Raw genomic sequence first — 22255 nt, 5'->3', positions numbered from 1 at the left:
GTCGTGCGGCGGGGCGGGGCCGCGCACGGCCCCGCCCCGCCTGGCGTCAGCCCTGGATCACTTGCTGCAGTGGTCGCCGTTGTTGTCGCCGCCGCCCGGCATCTTGTCGAGCAGCGCGGCTTCGACGGCCGGGACGCCGGTGATCAGGTCGCCGGTGAACAGCTCGTCCACGTTCATCGTTTTCTCCCTATACGGTTTTCAGTGGACTCCGCGGCGGATGCTGCGGAGTTGGACCCGTCCGGCTGCCGGACCCTTGCGACGAAGGCAGCCGGACGGGGTGCCCACCGCTTCCGGCGGCGGGCCCTCTCTCGTCACAGGTGGGGAGCCTGGATGCGTGACGGGGAGGAGTCAGGTGGGGTTGGATGCGGCGGCGACGCCCAGGACGAAGCCGGCCGATCCCGAGATGGTGATGATCAGGACTGGTCCGGCGTAGCCGCCGACGGCTGCGGCTAACCGGTTCACAGCCGCTCCGCGGCTGCGCTGGTTGGCTTCGCGTACTGCGACGCTCAGCTTCTCCGCGCCGTACTCGGGCGTGGCACTACGGTGCTGCGGGCAGAGACACGGCGAGAACCGGTTCGAACCCGGCGGCAGGTCCGCGCCCTCGTAGGTGTTGATCCTCAACACCCCGTCCATGCCCCGATCCTCGGTCATCCGGGCCAGACGGGCCCGTGCTTCGCTTCTCATCCCTCAGCCCTTCAGACGACGGCTGCGGCGAGGACTCACCGTTGCCTGCTGCCACTACGCAACCGCACGACCACGCTCAGCGGTACCGTTGCCGCAGCGCCAGGACTTGAAAGCCTTGAAAGTTCGCAAGGTCACGGGGAGTTGAGGGCATGGCCAAGCGTGAACCGAACGTGGCGCTTGGGCGCCTGCTCGCCGAGAGCCGCTGGACTCACCGCCAGTTCGCGCGGGCGGTGAACCGCGTCGGCACCGAGACCGGAATCCCTCTGCGCTATGACGAGTCGGCGGTGAGCCACTGGCTCGGTGGCACCGTCCCTCGCGGTGCGGTGCGCGGATGCATCCTCGAGGCTCTCTCCCGCCGCCTCGGCCGCCCCGTCACCCATGCCGAGGCCGGGCTGCCCGTTCCACACGATCGCTCCTCCGCGGCTGCGGATACCGTGGAAGGGGTGATCGACCTGGGGAGGCTGGATATGGACCCGTCCCGCCGCAGCGTCCTGGGTGCCGGCCTGTTCTCCGTGGCCGTCACCATTCCCGGCTGGCCTGATGTGGTCGGGCGTGCCGATGCCGTCCAGTCCGGCCGCACAGCACGCATCGGCATGAACGAAGTGGACATGGTCGTCGCCATGACCGAGCGTGTCTCGGAGCTGGACGACGAGTTCGGCGGTCGTCACGCACGCCCCATGGCAGCCTCGTTCATGGTCAACACCGTGGCCTCCTACCTGCGTGCCGACGCACCTGAGGACGTACGCAAGGCGATGCTGTCCGCCGCCTCGGACCTGCTGTACCTGACCGGCTACATGGCCGTGGACGAAGGTCTGCACGGTCTCGCGCAGCGCTACTACGTCAAGGCTCTGGAGCTGGCGGGCGCTGCCGAGGACCACCTGACGTACTGCACCACCCTGCGGGGCATGAGCGTCCAGGCGGTCGACCTCCGCCACGGGGCGAAGGCTATGGAGCTGGCCGACGCTGCTGCCGCGGCTTCCCCGAAAGCCGGCCCTCGGATGCTGGCCTTCCTCGTCGGCCAGCAGGCGCATGCCGCCGCGCAGACCGGCGACCGTGCGAGCGCGCTGCGCTACATCCGGGAGGCCGAGGCGGCCATGGACCGTGCCGAGTCACGCGGAAAGGCGTTCGGCTCGTATGACCCCTCTTCGCTCAACTACCACGTCAGCCAGGTACGTTACGAACTCGGCGACAAAGCCGGAGCCGTCGAAGCCATGCAACAAGCGGACCGGCTCCGCCCCAGCGTGTACCAGCGCACACGAGTACACCGTCGCGGACTGTTGGCAGAGCGGCAGTTGGAACTCGGCCACCTGGAAGCGGCCTGCGCCACCTGGCACCAGGCCCTCGACGACTACCCCAAGGTGCAGTCCGGCCGCGCAGACGACCGCGTGAAGGCGATGCTCGGTCTCCTGCGCCCCCATCTTAAGAACGCGACGGCGCGCGATCTGTACGACCGAGCACGGACGATCGCGCCACCGTCGCTGGTCACATGATTCCCGTGGCACCTTCAAGCTCAGCCACAGAAAGTCAGCCACGGCGGCGGGTGCGCCGACAGATCACCGGCCACGTGTGTCTCCAGCAACCCCGCACCGGCCTCAACCACGCCTCTTCCTTCCGTCACAGCATCCACCCCGCTCCGGCCTGGCCGCTCGGCAGCGGGCTGGGCTGCTCGATCTGTGCCCTCGCCTGTGACCGCACGCCGACGACGCGCGGCTTTCGGCTGCCGCGGCCTGACGAGGTGCCGTGCGGCGTTCGGCGGAGACGGCCTGCGGCGCAGCTACAGGCCGATGCGGTTGCTTCCGGGATCGGGGTCGAATCGCTTGCCTGCTGCGCGCCGAGTGGCCGGTGGGCGTCGCCAGCGGGGCGGCAGACAGGAGCGGGCGGCGGTCACCGGCCGCCGGCGCGCGGCGGCCCGCGTCAGCGGGACGCCCTTGATCAACTCTGGGGAACGCGAACTCGCCTGGGGCGAACAGCTCGACGTACGCGAGATCGCCGCATTCGGCACCGACGCCGAATTCACCGACCAGGCCGTGGCCGCCTACGTGGCGAAGTACGCCACCAAGTCCGCCGACGCCTCCGGTGCCCTCGACCGTGCCCTGTTCTGCCGCCCCTGCCAGGGACGCGGCGCCACCGCCGTGCTGCCCCACGGAATGCCGCTCCCGTGCACCGCCTGCGACGGCACCGGACAGGCCCGGCCGCTGCCCCGCCTCGCCGTCGCCCGGCACGTACGGCAGATGATCCGCACCTGCTGGGAACTCGGCAGGCTGCCCGAGTTCGCCGACCTCAAGCTCTGGAAGTGGGCGCACATGCTCGGCTTCCGGGGCCACTTCTCCACCAAGTCGCGCTCCTACTCCACCACCCTCGGCGCGCTGCGCGCCGCCCGCCGCACCTGGCGTACTGAACAGGCCCGCGTCCACGCTGACCTGCCCAAGTCCGGCCCGACGACCACGCTCGTCGTCGGTCACTGGGATTACCTCGGCTCGGGCTATAGCCCCGGCGCGGCCCTCCTCGCGGCCGACGTCTGTCATCGCAAGGAACTGGAACGGCAGTTTGTGGCCGAAGGGGACTGCTGATGGCCTCGCCCCCGCCCGTAGTCCTCCGCGTTGCGGACACGGCGCTGGAATTGCTGACGGTGCCCCAGGTGATGACCCGTCTCCAGCTCGGCCGCTCCGCCGTCTATGCCCTGCTCCGCTCCGGCCAGCTCGCCTCGATCACCCTCGGCCGCGCCCGCCGTATCCCCACCCACGCCCTCACCGACTTCATCCGCACCCGCCTCGACCAGGAAGCCGCCGCCTGATGACCACACCCCGAGACACTCCCGCCTCCCGCCGTGTGGCGCCAACGGCGACGGAACCATCTACCAGCGCAAGGACGGCCGCTGGGAAGCCGCCGGATACGTCCTCGCACAGGGCAACAGCCGCCGCCGCGTCCGCGTCTACGGCACCACCCGCAAGGACGCCCTGGCCAAGCTCACCGAGAAGATCGCCGCCAGCAAGCGCGGCGTCCCCGTCCCGTGCTCGGCAGGCAGCGTGGCCGCGTACCTGACGTACTGGCTGGAGAGCGTCGCTGTCCACCAGCTACGCGAGAACACCCACACGCGATACGCCGCCTGCGTCGACCGGTACCTGATCCCCGGCCTGGGCAAGAAGAAGCTCGCCAAGCTCACCGCCAAGGACGTCCGCACCTGGCTCAACCAGCTCCGCACCACCTGCCAGTGCTGCGCACGCGGCATCGATGCCCGGCGTGATGCGCCCCGTTGCTGCGCCACCGGATCATGCTGCTCCAAGCGGCTCTCTCCGCTGACCCTGACCTACATCCACTCCGTGCTCAAGTCCGCCCTGGAACACGCCGTCCGCGAAGAGGAAATCCCGCGCAACGTCGCCCGCAACGTCCGCACCGGCTCCCCACGGCCCCGACGCTTCGAACCCCTCACCACCGACGAAGCCCGCCGACTCCTCACCACGGCCGAGGGTCACCGGCTCCATGCCCTGTTCGAACTCGCCCTTCACACCGGACTCCGCAAGGGCGAACTCCTCGGCCTGCGCAGGGAAGATCTCGACCTTGATCGGGGCACCGCTGCCGTCCGCCGCACATTGCAGCGCACCAGCAACGCCGGACTCACCACGTTGCCCACCAAGACCCGGGCCTCCGAACGCCGCATCGCCCTCCCCACCCGCTGCCTCCACTCGCTGAAGCACCACCACGAGCAGCAGCAGCGCGAACGGGAAGCCGCAGGCACCACGTGGCAGGACAGCGGGCACGTGTTCGCCACCACGCAGGGCGGAGCGATCGACCCGACCAACCTCACCCGCGCGTTCACCGCGCTCCTGCGCAAGGCCAGCCTCCGCCGCATCCGCTTCCACGACCTCAGACACTCCACGGCCACCCTGCTCCTGGAACAGGGCGTCGAACTCGTCGTCATCAAGGAACTCCTCGGACACGCCCACATCGGCGTCACCGCCACCGTCTACGCCCACGTCCGACTCCGCCTCCAGCGAGACGCCATCGACACCCTCAGCAACGCGCTCGGCAGCCCGGGGAACCCCAAGACGGCACGCTCCGACGGCGACGAACCGCCGTCTTGCGCAGCCCTCATCCGCTGACGTTGCCGTCAACTACTGCCGTCAGAAGCCGCTGGAGCCCCATCAGCGACAGCTGATGGGGCTCCAGATTCGCTACCGCGAACGCACATGATGTCAAGAACTGCCCGGCTGTGCGCCGCACAGCTCACGTTCAGCGCGTGAAACCAACTCGCCGAAAGACAGCCGTCGTCCCGCTACATCGGAAATCAGCCGCTCACGCTGCGCAGTGTTCATGCGGCGACCCATAACTCGCTCCGCTTGACGAAAAGCGGATGACTGCCTCTCGCTAACGCGTTCCTCCCACGGGATATCGGCCAGCAAGGAGTCGACCGGATCGCGCAAAAGCTTCTTCCAGCTACGTTCGATCAGGGTCCGCTCTGCGGGAAAGCGAGCTGAGAGCTTGCTAAAGAAATCCGAACCGCGCGAACGCAGAGCCTGAAGGAACTCGGACTCATTAGCGATGGCCCTTCTAGGCTCCCCATCCCCAGAGACAGTTATCTGCAGCACCCCCTTAGATGCTCGATCAAACTCAACCTGGATGGGCTGGTCCGGGAATCTGAAGGAGCCTGCCCCCGTCGCCCGTAGCGTCGAAACAGAATCTGCCAGATAAGCCCACAAGGGGTACAGGTAGTCCCAGAGCCGAGTGTCGACCAGAACACAGTCGTCAATAGCAATCTCGACTGCGCCTTCAATCAGGTCAATCTCTGTCGAGGTGTCCTGCACCGACTCGAATTGAATGAACTCGTGAGGGCGGATCATCGCGTAGCTCTCGACAACGATCATCGGTCATCAGTGCGGGTAGAACTGGCCAATTCTGCCATTGCTAATTCCCATCGTATAGGTCACCCCTCCGTAAACGCCTTCCACCTGATAGCTGTCGTTGACTCCTCGACTCGAAATCAGTCCACGATTCTGTTGAGTAACGCTTCTAATCGCATCCTCGACGTCTTGGATCGACATGCTCTTCCTGAAGTTCGTCTGCGTCGCCTTGTCCGGCCCCTTGCGGTATGAAGGGTGGTGACGCTCCAGTATGTGCTGCATCCGCTCTTTGGTCAGGCGCAGATGCTGGTCACCCATCTGGAAGTAGCGCGTTTGCCAGCCCTTCAGGGCGTCACCCACACCGCAGTTGCTGTTGTGAACGAGTACCGGCGTCTCGCCCGCCAGCACATAGTACGTGTGGACCCCGCTCACCGTGAGGTCGAAGGTGCGCTGCCGTTCGACGAACTCGCGTGTGGCGGCCACCGGCACAGTGGAGCCGTCTGCGGTGCGGATGGTCATGCCGGGGGATAGTTCACCGGCGTCCATCCACTGGTTCTCGGACACTGACCAGAAGGGATGGGTGGTCGTGGCGACGAGGGGCCCGTCACCGTTCCCCGTCCCCAGGGTGAGGTCGACGAAGTGCTTGTCGTCCTCGGTGATGATCGTGGCGACGACCTCTTGGACGGTTGTCTCGCCCGTTGTCGGGTCCGTGGCAGTGACTTTGTCTCCGATTTCGACGTCCTCGATCGGCTTCTTGGTGCCGTCTGCCATGAGGACTTCCGTACCGGCGGTGAAGCTGTGGGTGGCCTGTACAAGACAGTCAATGGCTACACTGTCGCCCTTTTTGAGAGCTTGCTTGAATGCCTTCGCGGCAACCTTTATCCCTTTACCGGCGGCGGCAGTGAGGACGGTGACGGACACGTCGATGGCCGCTCCCTTGCAGCCTTCGCCCTTCACGCAGTCAACGTAGTCGCGGACGCCAAGCACTTCCAGCGCATCGAAGTCGGGATTGCCGCCGAACCACCCGAGCGCGTTGGCGCCGTTACAGAATTCTGAAGAGGCATTGGAAGGGCCGCACTCGGAGCGGGCCCACAGCTCCAGGTTCGACTGGTAGGACAAGTTTTCGGAATAGTACGGGAATACAGACGGGAGTTCTTCCTCGGTCGGTACGTACTTGCCTCCGACGGTGATCGAATCGCCGTAAGGCCGTACGGCGACAGGCCCGTCTCCCCTTTGACCGATGTTGCCGCCCCCGGTCGGGTTTCCGTTGTGGGAGAGGCTTCCGCCCGAATCAGTGACGACGCCGGTCCCGCAGCCCATGCCGAATTCCGGTCCGCAAGCCAGACGCAATCCGGTGGGGTCGGCGAAGGTGAGCGGGTTCTGAGCCGCGTAGCTGTAGCCGTTGAGGGTTTGCGGCTTGTCGATCTCCAGGAGCGGGTCGAGGCTGAGGAAGCGACCGATAGCGGGGTCGTACTCGCGGGCGCCCAGGTGGGTCAGGCCCGTCGCTGCGTCCCGGGTGCCGCCGACGAAGCCCTTGGTGCCGGGCCAGTTGGTGGCCTCGGTGCCGCGCGTTCCTCCGAAGGGCAGGGTACGACGCTGGGTGAGCTGCTGGGTTGCCGTGTCGATGGCGAGCTGGGCGGTGCCGTGGTGGTCGGCCAGGGTGATCGAGACACTGCCGTCGTTGGCCTGGACCGCCTGGTTGCCGCCGCCGAGGTCGATGTACCGGGTGGCTTTCGGGGTACTGGTGCCCTTGGCCAGGGTGAGTTCGGTGTTGCCGAGGTAGACGGTGGTCTCGGTCGGGGTCCGGCCGATCAGACGGTTGCCCTCGGCGTCGTACAGGTACTCCGTGACCTTGTCCGCGCCGCCCTCCACCGGTTCGGTGACCTTGGCGAGGTGGCCCTCGGCGTCCCAGAGGAGGGTCTGGGTGTCGCCTCCCAGAGTGCGGGTGATGGTATCGCCGGTCTCGTTGTAACCGTAGGTGTCCTGCGCGGTACCGGTCGGGCCGGTGGTGGTGACCGAGGTCAGCTTGTGCGGCTGCGCGTTGCCCGCGCCGGGGTAGGCGTAGGTCCGCTGAATGTCCTTGGCCGTGTTGCCGCCGGTGTCATGGATGGTCTCGGTCTTGCGGTTGCCCACCTTGTCGTAGGTGTAGGAGTGCCAGTACGGGGCCGGGCCGCCCAGTCCGCTGCCGCTGGGGACGGTGGCGCAGCTGGCGGTGTTCTGGGTCCATGCCTCGGTCAGGCGCCGCAGGCCGTCGTAGGTGAAGCACTGGGTGTCGGTGCCGGAGCGGGAGACGTCCGAGACCGACAGGACGTTGCCCGCCTCGTCGTAGCGGTAGCTGCTGTTCTGGTCGACCCCGGCGACCTCCTCCCGGTCGACCCGCGAGGTGGCCAGGCGCTGGGTACCCCACTCGTAGCCGTTGGTGACCCAGGTCTTCCGGCCGCCGCTGTTGGACAGTTCGTACTGGAGCGGCTTGCCCGTGAGGCTGTAACTGACGGTCGCCTTCATGCCCCGTGTCTCACTCAGGGCGATGGGCCGCAGCGTGGCGTCCTCGTAGGTGAAGACCACGCCGTTGGCGGACAGGGCACCGGCCTTGGGGAAGCTGATGCTCTGCACGGTCCCGGACACGTTGAACGCCGTCGCCGACAGGTACGTTCCCGCCAACGCGCCCTCGGAGGACGGGATCGTGACGGAGCTGCGCAGGGTGCGGTAGAGGCGGTCGTAGGCGACCACCTTGGTGGTGTAGGCGTTGCCGTTGTCGTAGCGGGTGGATTCGGCGAGGTGGCCCTTGGCGCCGCTGATCGTGTCGTACACCCACTTGGCGCGCAGGGTGCCGGTGGCGGACCCTTCCCTCAGTTCGGTCTGGCGGCCGAGGTTGTCGTAGACGTGGGCGAGCGTGGTGTTTCGCGCGTCGGTGGTCGAGAGCAGCTGTCCCCGGTCGTCGTACGTACTGAGCGTCTTGCCCCTGTCCGGGTCGGTGGACCTGGTCTGTCGGCCGAGCAGGTCGTACTCGTAGGTCCAGGCGTTGCCCGCCGCGTCAGTGACCTTCGCCAGCTCGCCGCGCGGTGTGTAGGCGTAGGCGGTGGTGTCGTACGCGGCACTCGCGCTGCGGGTGTGGTGCTGGCGCAGTGCGGTCATCTGGCCGCGGGCGTCGGTGAGCGTGGTGGTGGCGGTGCCGCCGACGGGTGGGATGACGGTGGTGCGGTCGCCGCCGTAGATGGTTTTCGCCGTGCCGAGAATGGTGCCGCCGTCGCCGTTGCCGGCGATCTGTCTCACCTCGGTGGTCCGTCCGAGGCCGTCGTAGGTGTAGCGGTTCTGTGTCTCGACTGCCAGCGCGTCGTCCTGCTTGAAGAGGCTGGTGGTGGGGGCGCCCTCCGTGTAGTAGGGCGCGAACTCCTTGACTACCAGGCCGCGTTCGTCGTAGAAGGTGTCCGCCAGCAGACGCCCGCCGTCCGGGCCGGGCTCCTGGCTCTGACGTGGGCGCAGGAAACCGTCGTACAGGGCGTAGGAGGTGCGCTGGACACCGCTGTTGCCGATCGTCTTGGTGCCGACCGCGACCGGCTTGCCCTCGGCGATCGTGTAGCTGAACTCGTAGGTGGGGGTCTGCCCGGTGAGCCGGTCGGCCAGCCACACCTTCGCCGAGCGGCCCAGCGCGTCGTAGGCGAAGTTGGTGACCTTGCCGTTGGTGTCGGTCTGCGTCAGTACCAGGCCGCGCAGCGTGTCGTGGGTGGTGGTGGAGGTCTGCGCCGAGGTGGCGTCACCTGCCGTCGCCGGAGGCGTGGTCACCTTTGTGGCCGTGGGAAAGCCCGTGGCCGGGGTGCGGTCGGTGGTGGTGGTGCGGCCGTCACTGCGCGCGGTACGCGTGAGCGCACCGGCCGCGGTCACCTTCACGTCCGCTGTCAGGTCGGTGCTGGTCAGTGTCCGTCCGTAGGAGTCGAACGTGGCTCCGGACTCCAGGTAGACCGCGGTGGTGCCGTCGTACTCCTTCAACAGTGCGACCGCCGTCACGTCACCCTTCGTCGGGGACGCGCCGTAGGCACCGCCGTCATAGGCGGAACGCACATCGGACATCACGTCAGCGGGGCGGCTGACGGTCGCGTCACATGCCTTGGCCACCGTCTCCATGCGGGAGGGGAGGTTGAGAATGTTGAGCCCGGCGTTGGTGGCGTAGGTGGTGCGCGTGCACTGGTTGTCGGCGGACGTGCTGTCGTCGCCGTGGTCATCGACCTGAGTGACGCGCCCGGCCACGGTGTCGTACGTCGTGGCCGCCGAGGTGGTGCGCCAGTTGGCGCCCGCGCCGTCGTCGAGGGACGTGAAGGTCTTGGTGTGGGCGGTGCCGGTGAAGTTCGCGGTGACCGTGCCCCAGCTGCGGGTCTTCTCCGCCGTCCGGTGGTGCCAGGGGCGGCTGACCGTCTTGGCCAGGACCTTGCCGCCAGGGCCGGAGTAGCTGACGGTCTTGTAGGCGAAGCCCGCCGCCGACTCGTGGTCGGTGATCGGGGCACCCTCGCCCTCACCGAGGGTGAGGGCGACGGACTTGGTCCCGCCGGAGGCATCCTGGCGGTCGCCGTCCATGCCGCGCAGGAAGTACGTGTCCGCCTGCGACCTCATCGCCGAGGCACCGCCCTGGCCGCCGGTCTGGACGCGTACGTGGCCGTAGCCGCGCCACTGCGACCAGGTCTTGAACTTCTCCTTGGTCAGGCCGTCGTCATCGTCGTAGTGCCAGGCCGCGCCGCCCAGGTACTGGTACGAGGTGACCTGGTCCGGAGCGCCGCCCGTGCGGTCGGTCGCTGTGACGGAGGTGACCACGTACTTGTTGAACCACTGCCGCTCGGGGTCGTCGGTGGTACTGCCGCCGATGTACTGGGGGAAGCAGCGGGTGGTGTTGGTCTGTGGGGTCGGCAGTGCGTTCCAGTCGCAGACCGGGGCCGAATAGCCCACGTCGATCTGTCCGCCGGACTCGTCGGCGACCGTCGACAGCCGGTCCTTGACGAAGGGGGCGTAGCCGTCGCCGGTCCTGTCCAGGCGATTGGCGAGCTGAGTGTAGGCGAAGGTGGTCTTCGGCAGGGTGATCGCCGGGTCGGCGGTGCGACCGGTGCGCTGGACGGAGTCGAGGAGCAGTTGGTAGTCGGTGTCCGCCTGGCCCCAGCGGTGGGCCAGTTTCCAGGAGTCGACGTTCTTGTAGGCGCTGCCGTCGTACACCTGGGTGGTCACCTGGGTGAGCCGTTTGCGGGTGAAGAACGACGGGGAGAGACGGCCCTGATCGCAGTCCTCGCCGCTGTCGCAGTTCAGGTCCCATGGGGTGTCGTACCAGTAGAAGGCGTCCGTGCTGATGGACGAGCAGGTGGTTGCGGAGTCCGGCAGGCATCGCTCGCCGTTGGTGAAGTCGACGCGGGCCAGCGCCTTCACGCTGTACATCGAGGACGTCTTCAGACCGTACTCGACGCGGTCGAGGGTGCCGCCGCGCACATAGGGGGTGTCGTCCGCGGCCTTGAGGTTGCGGCCGTAGGAGTTGGTCTCCTTGTCGTAGTAGTAGGCCACGGCGTTGCCGTGTACGTCCAGCACGTAGTCGAGGTTCCATCGCCAGCCCTGCTGGCACCACGAGTCGGCGAACGTGCTGGCGTGGCAGGGCTCCCCTGAGTCGTCCCCGAAGACGGGCGCGGTCCAGGTGGAGTCGGTGGTCTCCTTGCCGTCCGACCAGCCCGGCAGCCGGTTGTAGCCGAAGTAGTAGCGGGTACCGTCCGGGGCGGTGATCCTCCAGTACTCGTCGTCGCGGGCGCCGTTGCCGCGCGTGGTGGTGTTGGCCCCGTAGTACCGTTCGACCTTCGTGCCGTCGTCGTCCCTCAGCTTCCAGGAGTTGGCGCCGGTGGGCACCAACTCACCGGCTTTGCCGTTGAAGGAGAGGAACGCGTTGTCGTAGGCCCAGCACAGGTCGCCCGGCTTGTTGCCGTCCGCGTTCTGTACGCCGTCCTCGGCACACGATTTGTAACGCCGTTCGATGAAGCCCGGCCACATCTCGAAGCCGTCGCCCACCCAGGACGCCTGGTTGTTGGTGTTCCCCGTCCGCCCGTCAACGGAACCCGAGGAGTAGGACAGCCCGACCTTCGGGGTCAGACCACCGGGGACGTCCGGCACCGGCATGTCGTAGGACCAGGAGAAGGCACCGGTGTTGAGGTCGGTGCTCCAGGTCGACGAGGGGGAGAGCGGGGTCGCCTGGTAGTCACTGTTCGCGCCCTGCGCCTCCGCCACGGCGGCCAGCACCGTGGGGGCGGCGGCGCTGAGGGTCACGCTCTGTGCGGTGAGGGTCTGCGTCTCGGTGTCGTTGACCGTCCCGACCGGTTCGGAGGTGCGGCACTGCGGCTTCTCCGGCGTGGTGAGCGAACACGCGGGCAGTTCGACCAGCGTCAGCCGGGAAGCGTATCCGCCGCCGTATGCCTCGGCGAAGGCGGAGTAGTCGAGGCGGGCGCGTACCCGGCCGGACTGCCCGTCCTTGGCGCGAAGGGTGAACAGCAGCCCGTCGGCCCCTGCCTTCTCGGCGGCCTGGTGGCTCAGCACGCGTGCCTCGACCGCGCCGCTCGCCGGGTCCTTGCCCGCCTTGCCCCGCGTGTCCAGGGTCAGGGTCAGCGGCAGGCCCTTGGCGCGGACAGCCTCCGGCGCGCTGCTCTTCGCGTTGGCGCCCGGCAGGTCGACCACCGCGGTCGCAGCCTTCGGCCAGGCCGCCTCGGGTGGTGCCTCGGGTGTGCGGGGCCCCTTCGCCAGGGTGCGCGGCTTGACCTTGGCGGTCGTACCAGGCACCGGCCTTTCGGAGACGGGAAGGTCAGGGCGCCCCATGCCGTCGTCCACGGCGGCGGCCGGCTGCGCCACCCCCTGTAGGAGCGTGCCGACCATGACGGCGGCCGAGGCCAGCGCGACACGTCGCCGCGGCGTACGGAACCGTCTGCTAGATCTGCCGTTCATCCTGTGATTCGTCCTTCGCTACGGGCTCCACCCGCACGTCGTGCGGGTGGGCGGGCCGGAGGTCGAGTGTCAAGCCGGGAGGGCCGTGGCGGCCCGGAGACCGGGCTCGCGACGGCGGAAGTCAGCTACTGCCAGGAACCACGGTGTCCATACCGGCAACGCCACGAGCCAGGTCGCCGATCTGCGCCTCAGTCAATGCGCCCTGGAAGGTCCACACGTCCGAGAGCGCACCTGACCAGTAATCCGTGCCCGACGTGCCCGCCGTGGCGCGCCCGATCTCCAGCGACCGCGCCGCCTTGAACGTCAGGACGTTCTCGGCCCGCGACGTCTGGTCGCCGCAGACCGCGTTATCGGGCTCCCCGTCGCCGTCGGTGTCCGGGCAGGCCACCTGCTCCAGCTCACCGTTGACATACAGCCGCAGTTCCGCGGCGAATCCGTCGTAGACCAGTGCCACGTGGTTCCACTCCTCCAGGCCGTAGAACTGCCTGTTCTCCACGCGGCTGAGTGAGGCGTCGGCCGTGTCCTTGTCGACGACGGTGATCTGCCAGCGTCCCGGGTCGGGCCCAGGGTTCTCGCTTGGCACGTATCGCACTGAGAAGGCGTTCTGTTGCGCGCCGGGTGCGCTGAGCAGGGTCATGGCATCGGCCGGAGTAGCCGCGGACCACGCGAACGCCGAGACCGTGAAGCTCATGCTGGTGTCCACTGGTACGGTCGCGGTCGACGCGTAGTCGTTGACGCCGTCCAGTTCCAGGGCGCCGTCGACCCAGCCCACCCCGGTCGTCGCGCCGTTGTACAGCGTCAGGGCATGGCCCTCTGACGAGGCGTCGGGAGTGACCGGCGGGTTACCGGTGGCCTCCTCGAACTTCCAGCGGCTCTTGACCACGGGGTTCTGCCTGAACAGCTGGCGTACCTCGTCATCCGAGACAGTCCGGTCGTACAGGCGTACGTCGTCCAGGTCGCCCTCCAAGGGGTACCGCGGACCGCTGGGGGTGAGGGTCTGGCCGAGGGTGAGCGGACCGGTGGCCAGCCAGGGCGTGGTGAACGACGTGGTGCTCTTCAGTACGCCGTCGACGTAGAGCCGGATCTGCTGGGCGTCGTAGTCGTGGACGCCGACCACGTGCGACCACTGGCCCAGACGGGCCGCCGCGCAGTTGGGGGTGGTGGAGGGACAGGCGTTCTGCTCGGCGCGAACCACCGCGGACGTGCTGTTGTCGGACTGTTCCCGGGCGAACACCCAGCCGCCCAGCGCCGAGGAGTGGTACAGCTCGAACCCCGGGTTCGTGGAGCCCGCCTGGCTGGCGGCGGTCATCGGCCGGTTCTCCTTGTTCGCGGGTAGCCTCGCCCACAGCGACACCGAGAAGCTGCGCCCGGTGTTCAGCACCGGCTGGGCGGTGGCCGCGCGGTCGTCGATGCCGTCCATGTGCAGGGAGCCGCCCGCGACCCCAGGTGCGCCGAACGTTGCGCCCCCGGCCACAGTGGCGGTCACCTTCTGGGCACGGCCCGTCACCGCCGTCGACTTCAGCGGGTCGTCCTCCATCGACCAGATGAGCTTGGCCGGGCGGTAGGCGGAGTCCACCGGCTGCTTGTCGTGCAGCCGGGCGACCTGGGCGTCGGTGAGCTGGTAGTCGTAGAGCTGCACTTCGTCGAGGTCGCCGGAGAAGAAGCCGTTGGGGGTGCGGGCGGTCTCCGTGGCGCCCAGCAGGGTGCCGCCCCGGGCGTCCCACGGCCCGTTGTACGGCACCGTGGCGACCAACTCGCCGTCTACGTACAGCTTCACCAGCCCTTCGGGACGGTTGAACGCGCCGACCACATGGGTCCACCGGTCGAGCCTGCTGCCCATGCAGGCCGTGTCACCGGCCGCGCAGGCCGGTTGCATCGCCCTCGACGCCGTCGCGGTCTCGGAATCGGCGGAATGCCGCACGAACACCCAACCGCTGCGGGACGGCGAGAAGTACAGCTCGAACGCGCTCTTCTCGCTGCCGGCCTGTGCGACGGCGACCGCGCCATGCGACGGGTCGAGGTCGCCGAGCCTCGCCCACACCGACACCGAGAAGCTCGTACTGGTGTCCAGGACCGGAGAGACGGTGGCCGCCCGGTCGTCCACACCGTCGAAGTGCAGCCCCTTGCCGGTGACTCCCTGTCCACCTGGCGTCGCTCCGCCGTGCAGTGCTGCCGGCCAGGGGCCGCCCGAGCCACTCAACGCAGCCGCACCGGCGCTCTCGTCGAGGTCCCAGGTGAGCCGGTCCGGTTGTCCCGCACGGACCCGGAAGTAGTAGGTGCGCGGTTCTGAGCCGTTGCCCGCGGCGTCGAATGCCTGCGCGGTGACGAAGTTCAGGCCGAGGCGCGTGGGCATGAACTTCACCGTCCTGGTTCCACCGCCCGATGTCGTCAGGGTGTGCTTGCTGCTGGGGTCCGCGTTGATGCCGAACCAGTACTTCGTCACATCCGACGACGTGGAATCGATGCTGAAGGTCCCGTAGCGGCCGACACCGTCCCACCAGGGGTCGTCCGGGTCCTCCGCGTTGGACACCGGGTACTGCCCGGAGGTGATCGACGGCCCCGCAGGCACGCTGGTGTCGTACACGACGTAGCAGCCGTGCGCGTTGGTCGAGCTCCACGGCGACCACTGCGCCCCGTCGTAGGAGCGCGCCATCCACACGATGGTCTTGTTCGTCGGCAGGCCCGTCGGTTTGAGGGAGAAGTCGGAGCCGGATGCCTTGAACGACGACTTCGGTGGCGTCCAGTGCGGTTTACGCCCGTCGCCCTCGTCCCACAGTGCCCGGAACTGCACCGCGACGCGGTCGCCGTCCGGATCGGTCACATTCGTCGCGCGCAGGGTGGGCTGCGAGCGCACCCGCCGCATCTTGTCGGCCTTCACGCATGTGCCGCCGGGGTCCATGGTCAGCTGCGAGGTACTGATCTGCGACGGCGGACGGTTGTACTGCACCCGCAGATACGCCGCGTCCGAGAAGCGTTTCCAGCCGTACGGGTCACCCTCGTCGGACGCCCGCATCCCGAACGTCATCGTCGACCACTTGCCGTTCGCCGCCTGCTGCACCGCCGCCTTCACGTCGAACTCGGCGTCCTTGGCAGCACAGCCCTCATAGCCGTGGGCGAACGACGCGGTCCTCAGATGGTCGATCCAGAACTCGGAGTTGTTCTGGGCGTTCCAGGTCGTGGAGGTGGAGATGTCCTTGGTCCGCCACAGCTGTACCCCGCGGGCGTTGCAGGACGCGGACCACACGTTCCGCACCACGAACTCCGCAGACAGAATGGTCTTGCCCGCGAACTTCGAGACCGGAATGCGGTAGAAGAGCCGCTTGGTGTCATTCGGCTGGCAGTACGACCAGCCGCAGTAGCCCATCCCGGCGTTGGGCTCGCCGTTGAACTTCCATTGCGGCGACGACGCCCAGTACTTCGACGCCATCGTCCACGCCGACGCCCTCGGCGAGTACCACTGAGGATCGATGAACACCGGATACGTGGTGTCCTTGCCCTTCAGCACGTCCGGATCCGGGGTCAGAACCAGCTCGTCCCCGCCGGACGAGACGTCCACGCCGACCGGCGCCAGCTTTCCCGACTCGCCGGCCGCGGGTTCACCGTGGGCGTCCGCCGCCGTGGCCGACACTGACTTCGTCGGCGTGCTGCCCGCCGTCGGCTGGGGACCTGTGCTGGAGTCCCACATCTGCGGCTCGGGCGCCTCGAACACCGTGCCTTGGGCGCCCCGGTCGACCGCTTCCAGCCCGCCTTCCGACGTTTCACGGACGTCCACGCCTTCCGCCGCCAACTCCAGCCGCAGCTCCGCCAGTTGCTCACTGGCCGCCGCCTCGGCCGACCTGACGACCAGCAGCTGGGTGAAGCCGTCGACTTGCGCCCCCATCCGCAAGTCGACGTCCGGGAGTACGTTCCGGTAGGTCGCCGTGGCGCCGTCCAACTCCGGGACGGGCAGCTCGCCCGGCCAGGACAGCGCCAGTTCGCGTCCCGCCTTCGTCATCCGCACCAGCGGTGCGTTCCCGCCCGCGGAGAACTCCAGCCCGACCGTGGTCGCCTTCGGAGACACCGCCCCCGCCGAGTTCTTCGCTAACTCGGTGTCGACCGGCTGCCACTTGCCCCCGACCCGCGTACGCACCGGCCGCAGATACTCGCGGGCCTCCAAGTTCCCGTCAGGCGTGGCATGCACGTCACGGCTCTCACCGCGCAGCGACCCGACCTCGACGCTCCTGCCTAAGCTCTTCGCCTTGGCCAGAGCGTCATCTATGGTCACCGCTGCGGGGTCGGTTTCCTCCGCCGCAGTCTTCGTTTGCTGAGCCCCGGGCGCATCAGCCGCGTGCGCCGTCGACGGCACGCCCGCCCCCGCCATGACCGCCGCTGCTGCCAGCGCCCAAGCTAACCCCCGGCCACGTCTGCCGTTTCCACCCCTACGCGCACGCATGCCCACCCCACAGCTACGGCCGAATGCGAAATCCCTTGGTCAGGGACGCCAGCATCGGACGCTAAGTGGAAAGTGAGTGGAGATCCAGAAGAGCTTTTTAGTGCATCCTGGACAGATCGCAAGCAGCAAATGTGACGTCGAACACGGTTGCACGCTGCAAAACGTCGGTTCAATGAACAGATGGCCAGGCGAGAGGAAACTCCCCCCAGTCTGGAAAACGGAACCTGCCCGTCGCCGGTGCGCCCGAACTGTGCTGTCAGTGCGGAGTGTTCGGACGCGTCCGGCAGCGGGGCACGGTCGAATTTCCCGCGGTCAGCCCTCCGTCAGGGTCACCGCCTGGCCGCGGTGGGCGTGGAAGCGGGGCAGGGGGAGGCCCGAGTCGGTGGTGAGTTCCATCAGGGTGGCTTCGACGTGGGCGGGGCCCGAGTGGAAGGTGGTGGCCGTGGCGGGGCGGCCGGTGTTGGTCCAGCGGCGTTCGACGCCGTCGCAGATCGCGCGGGTGCCGTTGACGCCGTACCGGACCTCGTCGGGGTCCTGGCGCAGGGAGGAGCTGACGAAGACGGGGCCGGTGCCGCCGGTGCAGCGGTAGGTGCCGGTGAGGGTGACGGTGCCGTCGGGGGCGACGCGGGCGGTCGGGTCGACGGTGACCGTCTCGTGGGCGTCGGCCATCCCGCGGGCGTCGGCGGACGCGGGGGCCGCGAGCAGCAGGACCGCGGCGGCGGCGCCGAGCAGGGCGCGTACGGGCATGGGGAGACCTCCTGGAGAGGGGAAGGGAGCGGGTGCTCCACTGGTACCCGGCGGGCGCGCCGAACCCCGTCACCGTCACCCCTTCGGGGCGATTCCGTGCTGCTCACGGGCTACGAGTACGGCCTACGTGTACGGCCTACGGCAGCATCGCGAAGCCGTCGAGTTCCACCAGTGCCGCCTCGTCCCACAGGCGGACGACCTCCACCACGGCCATCGCCGGGTAGTCACGGCCCGCCAGTTCCCGCCAGACGCGGCCCAGTTCGGCGGCGTGGGCGCGGTAGGTGGCGACGTCCGTGGTGTAGACGGTGACGCGGGCGAGGTCGGCGGGGGTGCCGCCGGTGGTGTGCAGGGCGGTGAGGAGGTTGGTGAGGGCGCGGCGGAACTGGTCGGGGAGGGTCGCGCCGACGACCTCGCCCGCCTCGTCGAGCGCGGTCTGTCCGGCCAGGAAGACGACGCGGGTGCCGGTGGCGACGACGGCGTGGGAGAAGCCGGTGGGCGGGGAGAGGTCGGGCGGGTTGACGCGTTCAGCGGTCATTCCGGCTCCTGGCGTAGAGGTGGCGGGCGATGATGTCGCGCTGCACCTCGCTGGCGCCCTCGTAGACGCGGGGGGCGCGGACCTCGCGGTAGAGGTGTTCGAGGAGGTGGCCGCGGCGCAGGGCGCGGGCGCCGTGCAGTTGGACGGCGGTGTCGACGACGTACTGGGCGGTCTCGGTGGCGAGGAGTTTCGCCATGGCGGCGCGCTGCGGGACGTCGGCGGCGCCTTCGTCGTACGCCGTGGCCGCCGCGTAGACCATCAGCCGGGCGGCCTCGGTGCGCAGGGCCATCTCGGCGACCTGGTGGGCCACCGTCTGGAGGTCGCTGAGGGTGCCGCCGAAGGCCCGGCGGTGGGCGGTGTGGGTGACGGTGGCGTCCAGCGCGGCCTGGGCCATGCCCACGGCGAAGGCGCCGACGCTGGGCCGGAAGAGGTTGAGGGTGCCCATCGCGACCCGGAAGCCGTGACCCGGTTCGCCGAGCATGTCGTCGGCGGTGACCGGTACGGCGTCGAAGCGGAGGGTGCCGATCGGGTGCGGGGAGAGCATGTCGAGGGGGGAGCCGGTGAGGCCGGGGCGGTCGGCCGGAACGAGGAAGGCGGTCACGCCCCGCGCGCCCGCTCCGGGTCCCGTGCGGGCGAAGACGGTGTAGAAGTCGGCCTCGGGGGCGTTGGAGATCCAGCACTTGTCTCCGGTGAGCCGCCAGCCGGAGGGGCCGTCGGGTTCGGCACCCAGGGCGACCGCCGCCTCCCGGCTGCCGCCGCCCGGGTCCGGCACGGCGCCGGTCCGTGCGCCCGGCGATTCCCCGGACTGCCGCGCCCGCCCGTCGCCTGGCGGTGCGAACAGCGGGTCGCCGGGACGCCCCGCCGGACCGCCCGGCCCAGCTTCCGGCGAGGCGGCGGGTCGGCCCGTCGGTCGGGGCGCGGCGGGGGTCCGGGCGGGCTCCGGCGTCGCCCGCAGCGCCAGCGCCGCCGCGTCCGAGCCCGCGTCCGGTTCGGTGAGGGCGAAGGCTGCCACCGTGGTGCCGTCGCTGACGCCCGGGAGCCAGCGGGTGCGCTGGGCGTCGGTGCCGTGGGTGTGGACCGGGTGGGCGCCCAGGCCCTGGAGGGCGAGGGCGGTCTCGGCCTCGGTGCAGACGGCGGCGAGGGACTCGCGCATCAGGCAGAGGTCGAGCGCGCCGGAGGTGAACAGGCGGGAGAGGAGACCCAGGCCGCCGAGTTCGGCGAGGAGGGGGCGGTTGACGCGGCCCGGTTCGCCCTTGTCGGCCAGGGGGCGCAGGCGGCGGTCGGCCAGGGCGCGTAGTTCGGTGCGCCACCTGAGCCGGTCGGGGTCGAGCGAGAATGCGGGCATCGCCGGTCCTCCTCACTGGGCCTGACCCGACGGTATCGCGCTCCGTTGACTGTCGTCACCAACGCGCTACGCTCCGGTTGACCACACGCCGCCCACCAGCCGAGGGGGCGCACCGCCATGGACGGTCCCACCCGCTCCGCCCACGTCGACACCTTCGCGCGGGACCACCTCCCGCCGCCCGACCAGTGGCCCCGGCTCACCTTCGACCTCCCGGAGCTGCGCTACCCGGAACGGCTGAACTGCGCCGTCGAACTCCTCGACGGCCCCCCGTCCGGCCGCCCCGTCTTCCGCACCCCCACCGGTCCGCCCTGGAGCTACGGCGACCTGCGCGCCCGCGTCGACCGGCTCGCCCACGTCCTCACCGACGGTCTGGGCGTCGTACCCGGCAACCGGGTGCTGCTGCGCGGCCCGACCACCCCGTGGCTGGCGGCCTGCTGGCTGGCCGTGCTGAAGGCGGGCGCGGTCGCGGTGACCGTGCTGGCCCAGCAGCGCCCCGGCGAGCTGCGCACGATGTGCGAGATCGCCCGGGTCGGGCACGCGCTGTGCGACATCCGCTCCGTGGACGACCTCGCCAAGGCGGAGATACCGGGGCTCAGGATCGTCACCTACGGCGGTGACGGCCCCGACGACCTGCTGGGCCGCCCAGCACCCGACACCCCGTACCCGGCCGTGGACACCGCCGCCGACGACGTCGCGCTGATCGCCTTCACCTCCGGCACCACCGGCCGCCCCAAGGGGTGCCTGCACTTCCACCGGGACGTCCTCGCGATCGCCGACACCTTCTCCCGGCACGTGCTGCGGCCGAGCGCCGACGACGTGTTCGCGGGCAGCCCCCCGCTCGGCTTCACCTTCGGGCTCGGCGGGCTCGTCGTCTTCCCGATGCGCGCCGGGGCCAGCGCGCTGCTGCTCGAACAGGCGGGCCCCGCCCAGCTGTTGCCCGCGATCGCCGAGCACCGGGTGTCGGTGCTGTTCACCGCGCCGACCGCGTACCGCGCGATGCTCGGCGACCTCGACGGGCACGACGTGACCTCGCTGCGCCGCTGTGTCTCGGCGGGCGAGAACCTGCCCGCGGCCACCTGGCACGCCTGGCACGAACGCACCGGCCTGCGCGTCATCAACGGCATCGGCGCCACCGAACTGCTGCACATCTTCGTCTCCGCCGCCGACGAGGACATCCGCCCCGGCACCACGGGCCTGCCCGTCCCCGGCTGGCACGCGCGCGTGCAGGACGCCGACGGCGAGCCCGTGCCCGACGGGGAGCCCGGACTGCTGGCGGTGCGCGGGCCGGTCGGCTGCCGCTATCTCGCCGATCCCCGGCAGCGGGAGTACGTCCGCGACGGCTGGAACCTCACCGGCGACACCTACGTCCGTGAACCCGACGGCTACTTCCGCTATGTCGCCCGCGCCGACGACATGATCATCTCGGCCGGGTACAACATCGCCGGACCGGAGGTCGAGGACGCGCTGCTGCGCCACCCGGACGTGGTGGAGGCGGCGGTCGTCGGCCGCCCCGACGAGGCCCGCGGGACGGCGGTGGTCGCCTTCGTCGTCGTACGGGAGGGCGTGCCACGGGACGGCGACGCGCTGCGCGCCTTCGTCAAGTCCGAGCTGGCGCCGTACAAGTGCCCGCGCGAGATCGTCTTCCTGGACGCGCTGCCGCGCACCGCGACCGGCAAACTCCAGCGGTTCCGGCTGCGTACGGCGGGTGACCAGCGGTGATCCATACGGCGATCCCCGACGCCGTAAGATGATCAACGTGTCCGACCAGCATGCTCCTCGGTCTCTGATCGTCACGCTCTACGGCGCCTACGGCCGGTTCCTGCCCGGCCCGATGCCCGTCGCGGAGCTGATCCGCCTGCTGGCGGCGGTGGGCGTGGACGCGCCGTCGGTCCGCTCCTCGGTCTCCCGGCTCAAGCGGCGCGGCCTGCTGCTGCCCGCCCGCACCGCGCAAGGCACCGCCGGGTACGAACTCTCCCCGGACGCACGCCAGTTGCTCGACGACGGCGACCGCCGCATCTACGCCACCGCGCCCGCCGGGGACGAGGGCTGGGTGCTCGCCGTGTTCTCGGTGCCGGAGTCGGAGCGGCAGAAACGTCACGTACTGCGCTCCCGGCTGGCCGGACTCGGCTTCGGCACCGCCGCGCCCGGCGTGTGGGTCGCGCCCGCCCGGCTGTACGAGGAGACCCGGCACACCCTTCAGCGGCTGCGGCTCGACGCCTACGTGGACTTCTTCCGCGGCGACCATCTCGGCTTCGCGCCCACCGTGGAGGCGGTCGCCCGCTGGTGGGACCTGGCGGCCATCGCCAAGCAGCACGAGGCGTTCCTCGACCGTCACGCACCCGTGCTGGCCGACTGGCGGCGGCGGGCCGGCACCCCGCCCGAGGAGGCGTACCGCGACTACCTCCGCGCCCTCGACTCCTGGCGCCACCTCCCCTACGCCGACCCCGGGCTCCCCGCCCATCTGCTGCCCGCCGGCTGGCCGGGCGCGCGGTCGGCCGCGGTCTTCAGGGAGTTGCACGAGCGGCTGCGGGACGCGGGGGCCGAGTTCGCCGGGCTGTGAGCCCCGACGAGAGCGGAATTGTGATTTCCGCTACAGCCCGCGAGTGACTCGGGCGACCACAGCCCTGTGACCTCGGGCACATCACCGGACCCTTATGGAACCCTCACGGTCTTCTCTTCCTCTTCTCAAGTTTCTTACCTAGCGTTCGTTGAGCCCCATGCCA

11 protein-coding genes and 2 pseudogenes are annotated in these 22255 nt (G+C 69.5%); 6 read left to right on the top strand and 7 right to left on the bottom strand.

Features of this window, described 5'->3' with window-relative positions; all coding sequences use genetic code 11:
• Positions 1-348 precede the first annotated feature (348 nt).
• Positions 349-633 (bottom strand): hypothetical protein, encoded by a 285-nt coding sequence (locus tag KBY47_RS36535; RefSeq protein WP_247694695.1) that lies wholly within the window; start codon positions 631-633, stop codon positions 349-351.
• A 200-nt stretch (positions 634-833) separates the two neighbouring features.
• On the opposite strand from KBY47_RS36535, the gene KBY47_RS14325 reads away from it, so the two are divergent.
• From KBY47_RS14325 to KBY47_RS14310, 4 genes and pseudogenes are all read left to right on the top strand, one after another.
• Positions 834-2174, top strand: coding sequence for a tol-pal system YbgF family protein (locus KBY47_RS14325; RefSeq protein ID WP_247694694.1), 1341 nt, complete (start codon positions 834-836; stop codon positions 2172-2174).
• Positions 2175-2579: 405 nt separating this feature from the next.
• Positions 2580-3254, top strand: a pseudogene (locus KBY47_RS14320) (replication initiator); the annotation flags it as partial.
• Positions 3254-3478, top strand: coding sequence for a helix-turn-helix domain-containing protein (locus tag KBY47_RS14315; protein ID WP_210921472.1), 225 nt, complete (start codon positions 3254-3256; stop codon positions 3476-3478). The pseudogene KBY47_RS14320 and the gene KBY47_RS14315, both read left to right, overlap by 1 nt.
• Positions 3478-4784, top strand: a pseudogene (locus KBY47_RS14310) (tyrosine-type recombinase/integrase). The gene KBY47_RS14315 and the pseudogene KBY47_RS14310 overlap by 1 nt, the downstream one beginning before the upstream one ends.
• Positions 4785-4877: 93 nt before the next feature.
• Here the strand turns inward: KBY47_RS14310 and KBY47_RS14305 are convergent.
• The 6 genes from KBY47_RS14305 to KBY47_RS14280 all read right to left on the bottom strand — a co-directional run bounded on the left by KBY47_RS14305 (position 4878) and on the right by KBY47_RS14280 (position 19532).
• A complete protein-coding gene (locus KBY47_RS14305; RefSeq protein ID WP_210921471.1) occupies positions 4878-5546 on the bottom strand; it encodes a hypothetical protein in 669 nt (222 codons plus the stop codon).
• A 6-nt stretch (positions 5547-5552) separates the two neighbouring features.
• Positions 5553-12473: an RHS repeat-associated core domain-containing protein gene (locus KBY47_RS14300; RefSeq protein WP_247694693.1), complete on the bottom strand. Its 6921-nt coding sequence runs from the start codon at positions 12471-12473 to the stop codon at positions 5553-5555.
• Positions 12474-12594: 121 nt separating this feature from the next.
• Entirely contained in the window at positions 12595-16905 is a 4311-nt protein-coding gene (locus KBY47_RS14295) for a LamG-like jellyroll fold domain-containing protein (protein ID WP_247694692.1), read from the bottom strand.
• A gap of 312 nt (positions 16906-17217) precedes the next feature.
• Positions 17218-17652 carry a DUF6299 family protein gene (locus KBY47_RS14290; RefSeq protein ID WP_210921470.1) on the bottom strand — a complete coding sequence of 145 codons (435 nt, stop codon included), beginning with the start codon at positions 17650-17652 and terminating at the stop codon, positions 17218-17220.
• Positions 17653-17788: 136 nt separating this feature from the next.
• Positions 17789-18187, bottom strand: coding sequence for a RidA family protein (locus tag KBY47_RS14285; protein WP_210921469.1), 399 nt, complete (start codon positions 18185-18187; stop codon positions 17789-17791).
• Positions 18177-19532 carry an acyl-CoA dehydrogenase family protein gene (locus KBY47_RS14280; RefSeq protein WP_210921468.1) on the bottom strand — a complete coding sequence of 452 codons (1356 nt, stop codon included), beginning with the start codon at positions 19530-19532 and terminating at the stop codon, positions 18177-18179. Before KBY47_RS14280 ends, KBY47_RS14285 begins: the two co-directional genes overlap by 11 nt.
• A gap of 117 nt (positions 19533-19649) precedes the next feature.
• Here KBY47_RS14280 and KBY47_RS14275 point away from each other — a divergent pair, with 117 nt between their 5' ends.
• On the top strand, positions 19650-21251 hold the full coding sequence (locus KBY47_RS14275; RefSeq protein ID WP_210921467.1) for an AMP-binding protein: 1602 nt from the start codon (positions 19650-19652) through the stop codon (positions 21249-21251).
• 28 nt (positions 21252-21279) lie between these two features.
• Positions 21280-22092, top strand: coding sequence for a PaaX family transcriptional regulator C-terminal domain-containing protein (locus KBY47_RS14270; RefSeq protein ID WP_210921466.1), 813 nt, complete (start codon positions 21280-21282; stop codon positions 22090-22092).
• Positions 22093-22255 lie beyond the last annotated feature (163 nt).

It is taken from the genome of Streptomyces sp. B93, assembly GCF_018070565.1.
GTDB lineage: Bacteria > Actinomycetota > Actinomycetes > Streptomycetales > Streptomycetaceae > Streptomyces.
Note: the sequence above shows the minus strand (reverse complement) of the source record. Positions and strands in the feature narration are given on the sequence as shown.

Coding starts and splice junctions, on each gene's coding strand:
- KBY47_RS14290 (WP_210921470.1), bottom strand. CDS start 17,652: ATGCCCGTACGCGCCCTGCTCGGCGCCGCCGCCGCGGTCCTGCTGCTC.
- KBY47_RS14300 (WP_247694693.1), bottom strand. CDS start 12,473: ATGAACGGCAGATCTAGCAGACGGTTCCGTACGCCGCGGCGACGTGTC.
- KBY47_RS14285 (WP_210921469.1), bottom strand. CDS start 18,187: ATGACCGCTGAACGCGTCAACCCGCCCGACCTCTCCCCGCCCACCGGC.
- KBY47_RS14315 (WP_210921472.1), top strand. CDS start 3,254: ATGGCCTCGCCCCCGCCCGTAGTCCTCCGCGTTGCGGACACGGCGCTG.
- KBY47_RS14325 (WP_247694694.1), top strand. CDS start 834: ATGGCCAAGCGTGAACCGAACGTGGCGCTTGGGCGCCTGCTCGCCGAG.
- KBY47_RS14280 (WP_210921468.1), bottom strand. CDS start 19,532: ATGCCCGCATTCTCGCTCGACCCCGACCGGCTCAGGTGGCGCACCGAA.
- KBY47_RS14270 (WP_210921466.1), top strand. CDS start 21,280: ATGATCAACGTGTCCGACCAGCATGCTCCTCGGTCTCTGATCGTCACG.
- KBY47_RS14295 (WP_247694692.1), bottom strand. CDS start 16,905: ATGCGTGCGCGTAGGGGTGGAAACGGCAGACGTGGCCGGGGGTTAGCT.
- KBY47_RS14305 (WP_210921471.1), bottom strand. CDS start 5,546: ATGATCGTTGTCGAGAGCTACGCGATGATCCGCCCTCACGAGTTCATT.
- KBY47_RS14275 (WP_210921467.1), top strand. CDS start 19,650: ATGGACGGTCCCACCCGCTCCGCCCACGTCGACACCTTCGCGCGGGAC.
- KBY47_RS36535 (WP_247694695.1), bottom strand. CDS start 633: ATGGACGGGGTGTTGAGGATCAACACCTACGAGGGCGCGGACCTGCCG.